This is a genomic window from Anaerolineales bacterium, from assembly GCA_022866145.1.
Classification (GTDB): Bacteria; Chloroflexota; Anaerolineae; order Anaerolineales; family E44-bin32; genus PFL42.
This window is the reverse complement of record JALHUE010000425.1, coordinates 1-3,263: the sequence shown is the minus strand read 5'-3', so window position 1 is coordinate 3,263 and position 3,263 is coordinate 1. Positions and strand designations below refer to the sequence as shown.

General features: G+C 66.3%; 4 protein-coding genes. All 4 read right to left on the bottom strand.

Annotation, left to right across the window (positions count from 1 at the left end; genetic code table 11):
- A partial coding sequence (locus tag MUO23_12770) for a DegV family protein (GenBank protein MCJ7513825.1) occupies window positions 1-429 on the bottom strand: 429 nt, incomplete at its 3' end.
- A 26-nt stretch (window positions 430-455) separates the two neighbouring features.
- Window positions 456-1,100 carry a FumA C-terminus/TtdB family hydratase beta subunit gene (locus MUO23_12765; protein ID MCJ7513824.1) on the bottom strand — a complete coding sequence of 215 codons (645 nt, stop codon included), beginning with the start codon at window positions 1,098-1,100 and terminating at the stop codon, window positions 456-458.
- A gap of 10 nt (window positions 1,101-1,110) precedes the next feature.
- Complete coding sequence (locus MUO23_12760) at window positions 1,111-1,983, bottom strand: fumarate hydratase (GenBank protein MCJ7513823.1); 873 nt, start codon at window positions 1,981-1,983, stop codon at window positions 1,111-1,113.
- Window positions 1,984-2,243: 260 nt separating this feature from the next.
- The coding region (locus tag MUO23_12755) for a hypothetical protein (GenBank protein ID MCJ7513822.1) at window positions 2,244-3,263 on the bottom strand (1,020 nt) is incomplete at its 5' end.

Here is a 3,263-nt window from a genome sequence, read left to right as displayed (position 1 = left end):
CAAGATCCCCGGCAACGAGTCGCCGGCCTCGCTGGCGCGGGCCGCCTCGACCACCATCCAACCCGTGCCTAGCGAGATGCTTTCTGAGTCGAACACCTCGACCGAGGCCTGCGGCACCATGGCCTTGGCCAGCAGCGCCGACTGGTACGTCCCACTGTGTTTGGCGGTGACCGTGACAACCAAGGCTTGATCCCCCTGGGCATGCACCTCTCGGTAGAAGCGCTCGAACCATGACGGCGACGGCTGGGAGGTCGTCGGGATCCGCCCCGAGCGCTCGATCCGGGCGTAGAACGTCTCCCGGTCGATGTCGATGCCCTCCTCGAAGGTCTGGTCGCCGAACTGGATGGCGATTGGCGCAACCCGCACATCGTGGCGGGCGAGCAGGTCGGCATCGAGGTTGCAGGTGCTGTCGGTGATGATCTTGAGCATGTCCGTTCCTTCCTTTCGCCGGTGTCTTAGGCCGACTTGGGTGTCCTCGGCTCAAGGTCGATCAGGCGCGCCAGGGCCTCCATCGAGCGGGCTTCGACCTCGCTGTGCAGGCTGGATCCATGGGCGTCCATGGTGACGACGGCCGGGAAATCCTTGACCTCCACTACCCACATCGCCTCGGGAACGCCGAATTCCAGCTTGTACACACTCAAGACCCGGGTGACAGTCCGGGCGATCAAGGCGGCTGCGCCGCCAATGGCGTGCAGGTAAATGAAGGGCACCGTCTGGCAGGCGGCGAGGGTGTGCTGGCCCATGCCGCCCTTGCCGATGACGGCCCGGGCCTGGAAGTGGGCCATCACCTCGGCTTGGTACGGTTCCTCCCGAGTCGAAGTCGTCGGCCCGGCGGCGACGAAGCGATAGTCCAGGCTGTCGAGCCCGGCCACGACCGGGCCACAGTGGTAGATGGCGCCGCCCCGCAGGATCGGCTTGAGCGCTTCATAGCAGGCCTGGTCATCTCCTTGTGGAGGCCGGGTCTTCTGGAGGAACGTCTCAACCATCCATTTGTGAGCGGCGTCGCGTGCCGTGATCATCACGCCGGAGAGGCCCACCGGGTCGCCGACCCGCAGGTCCAGTACGTCTTGCGGCTGAAGGGGGAGGGTCAGGGATTTCATGACAGACGCCTCATCCATAGGAGACTTGGTCGTGGAGGATCGTCATCCGCCGTCGGCGGTTTGCCCAGCACATGTACGAGACCGAGACGAAGAAGCTAGCAGGCAGCCGGTGCCGGTGGGTCAGCTTGGTGCCGAGGACGGTGGTTTCGCCGCCGAACCCCATCGGGCCAATCCCCAGCTGATTCGCCTGCTCGGTGAGGCGGGATTCCAGCGCCGCCAACTCAGGCTCGGGGTGGGTGTCATCGAGCCGGCGCAGCAGGACCTCCTTCGATGCCAGATACGACGATCCTCGATCGCCCCCGATGGCGACGCCCAGCACGCCAGGGGCGCATCCCTGTCCCTGCGCCTGGTGAACGGCGTCGAGCACAACTCGGCGCACGCCTTCCAGATCGCGCCCGGCTCGCAAGCCGCTGTGGGGCAAGGCGTACTGTGCGCCCACGTTCTCGCACCCGCCTCCTTTGAGAATCAGATCGGCCGTCAGCGCCTCACCCTCGGTCTCTTCAAAGTGCAGGGTCGGAAACGATGGATCTCCGAGGTTGTTGCCGCTGTTCCTGCCGCTCAGGGAGTCGACGGCGTTCGGCCGCAGGTAGCTGCGGGCCGTGGCTTCGGCAACCGCTCCCCGGATGTGCTCCCGCAGCTGGCGGGTGCTCCAGCCGGCGGGGTGATGGATGAAGAACAGCGGGGTGCCGGTGTCTTGACAGATGGGTGTGGCGGTGCGGCGGGCGAGTTCGACGTTCTCGAGGATCGCATCCAGAGCACGGCGGGCAGGTGAGCCGGGCGTTTCCCGCTCGCGCGCCGCCCGCAGCGCCTCTTCGACGTCCGCCGGCAGATCGGTGGAGGTGCGCCGGATCAGTTCCACGAAGTGCTCGGTCAGATTCTGCATGCCATGCCTCCAGGCCGGCTGGTCCAAGGCATCTCTCACGCGCGACCGCCAGAGCCAGGACTATGGGTGTCTCCGAAGAAGATCGCCGCCCAGGTGTTGGGGCAACTTGAATCTTACCCCACGGTGACCTGGCGGGGGAATGGCGCTGCCTGAGCGCGGACACCCCGGGCGAATTCCTGCCCCGCGAATGGGGTGCGGACAGGGGCAAACGAAGAGGGACAGCCATCGCTGTCCCTCCCGTGTTCCGCAGCTGGAGCGGACTAGCGAGCCGCGAGCACGAAGATCCCGGGGAAGTTGACAGCGATCTTGACACTCCCCCCAAGCGCACGTACGCCGCCCAGGACGTCCATCCCGTCGGGAGGATCGGCGTCGGGGTGCAGGCGATGGACCATCGGCGTGCCGTCCGGCCGCAGGGCATACGGCGGGAGCTCCACCCATCCACCGGCCCCATCGTTTGCCGTCGGCTCCCAGTACAGGACCGCCAGGCTGGCGTCCTCCCACCCCTCAGGGATGGGGAAGGTGAGGGTGATGTAGCCGCCATCGATGATGGCCTGCACGGGGGCACCCCCCTCAGCCAGCCCGACATCGATGCCGGAGACGAATGTCCGGCCGGGAGGCAGTAAGCCGGGAAGTCCGTTGTCCGTCAGTGATCCAAGGGTTGCTTCACCGCTGACCGGGCAGACCAGGGTGGCCCGGCTGCCGTTGGGCAGGATCAAGACCGTGCCGGCGTAGGCCTGGCAGTCCAAGGGCACCGGCTCGCCGCCGGTTTCGGGGACGTGCACCACATGGTAGGCCTTGTGCTTGCCATCGTGCTTGCCCTCGCAGGACGGACAAGGGCCGAGGTCCTCGAGGTAGTCTCCGGCGGCGTTGCCGCTGAATGTAGGTGAGCCCACCAGGGTCAGGGTTCCGCCAGGACCGAGCGCGGCCAGCACGCCATATCCGCCGCTGTTGACATAGTTCCCGCCGTTGACTGTTACGGGCAAGGGCACGGCGGCGCAAGCATTGAGGTTGTGGATGTAGGCACCGTGCAGCCCGTTGCCGTCGGCGCCCAGGTTCTGCAAGACGGTGGGCCCAGATGCCTCGATCCATACTCCCTTGCCGCTGTTGCCAAAGAAGTTGCTGTTGGCCACCTGGATCGACCCGCCGCTCGTTCCGGTCAGACCGGCGCCGTAGGCGTCGGAGGCAACCGCGTTGTGACTGGCTGTCACCCCATCGAGTTGGATGGAGCCATCCGCCACGCGGGCGGTCAGACCGGCGAGATCGTTGTATAGGAACATGCT